Below are 1,417 nucleotides of genomic sequence, written 5' to 3' on the forward strand. Positions count from 1 at the left end.
CGGATTCAATTAGAGAGCGGTTAATCTGTCCGGCAGGAGGGATCAAAAACTTTTCGTAGTTTGCAATATCATCGGCACAGTATAGGTGTTTCAGTTGATCTTGAAGACTAACGAATCGCGGCATTAAATGAACAGTCTCGGCAGATGGTTTTTTACGCCTTTTTTAAGCCATAAATCGTTAATTTATCCATCAACTTATCAAAATAAGGAAATTGTCAATAAATCAAAAGATGGAGATGCCCTTTACCAGTCAAACAAATTTGTCTAACAATGCAGCCATTGTGACGCTATGAATAGATACACAACATGTATACATTTATGTTATGGTTGATGTAGATTAAAAGAGAGGTAATTTCTATGTCTTACAGCCAAACAACATCCGATACACAAACCCATGCGGTCAACCTGCGTGTTCGCCATGATATCCGCACTCTAATTGATAGGGCGGCAAAGGCTCAGGGTAAAACACGCTCTGATTTTATGATTGATGCCGCTCGACGTGCAGCAGAAGAATCCTTGCTTGACCAAGCACTCGTGCGGGTTGATCAGGCGACTTACGACTATTTTCTTGAAGTTCTTGATCAACCTCCTAAAGGTGAGGGTTTTGAAAGACTAATGGCTGCCGCAAAACCTTGGAATAAATAGTGCTTTCTTCCCCCATTCTGTTGGCTTCGGATCATCAGCTTGATGACTTTGCCTGTAATGTTGATAGCCTTAATGATTGGCTCAAGAAGCGGGCGTACCAAAATCAGCTCAGTGGTGCCTCTCGTACTTACGTTGTGTTCGAAGATAAAAGGGTTGTCGGCTATTACTGCCTTGCTTCAGGCGCACTGGAATTGAACGATGCACCTATCCAAGTCCGTCGCAATATGCCCAATCCTATTCCTGTCGCCATTCTTGGCCGTCTTGCTGTTGATAAGCCTTTTCAGGGAAAAGGACTTGGGGTTGCTTTGCTTCAAGATGCTGTCCTTCGCACTGCCCAAGCTGGTGGAATTCTTGGCATACGCGGCCTTCTTGTTCATGCTCTTTCAATTGAAGCAAAAGCCTTCTATGAACATCATGGTTTTGTCGCTTCACCGACACAACCAATGACCTTAATACTGTCTCTAAAGGGGCATAGAGTTGGCTGAGGATTTTGAAAAATGGGGGGCTGATATTGGAAGCAAAAAAAACGTGGTCCCTCAAGCCCCTCTCGGAGTGTGTTGGTTTTTAATTGAAACTGACCGGCAGCGGTCGGCCAAAATTACAGTATATTTTCTATAACAAATTAACATGTTACTAACTGGCAACGTAAACGTTCACGCCCCTACGCAGGCAAAGGCAATGGAGCCAAATTTTGCCGATGCCGAGCAATAGCTGTTTGTAGATAATCCCAAGGCGAATGACCACGTTGGCGGCATGTGTCGCTAACGCTGGC

At 44.2% G+C, this 1,417-nt stretch carries 2 protein-coding genes; both read left to right on the forward strand.

Annotation, left to right across the window (positions count from 1 at the left end; genetic code table 11):
* The first annotated feature begins 357 nt into the window (after window positions 1-357).
* The gene (locus RW114_RS20635; protein ID WP_340124605.1) at window positions 358-645 is read left to right on the forward strand and encodes a type II toxin-antitoxin system TacA family antitoxin; all 288 of its coding nucleotides are present in this window, start codon (window positions 358-360) and stop codon (window positions 643-645) included.
* The gene (locus RW114_RS20640; RefSeq protein ID WP_340124606.1) at window positions 645-1,130 is read left to right on the forward strand and encodes a GNAT family N-acetyltransferase; all 486 of its coding nucleotides are present in this window, start codon (window positions 645-647) and stop codon (window positions 1,128-1,130) included. The genes RW114_RS20635 and RW114_RS20640 overlap by 1 nt, the downstream gene beginning before the upstream one ends.
* The last annotated feature ends 287 nt before the right edge of the window (window positions 1,131-1,417 follow it).

The sequence above is a fragment of the Methylobacter svalbardensis genome, from assembly GCF_037671525.1.
Classification (GTDB): Bacteria; Pseudomonadota; Gammaproteobacteria; order Methylococcales; family Methylomonadaceae; genus Methylobacter_A; species Methylobacter_A svalbardensis.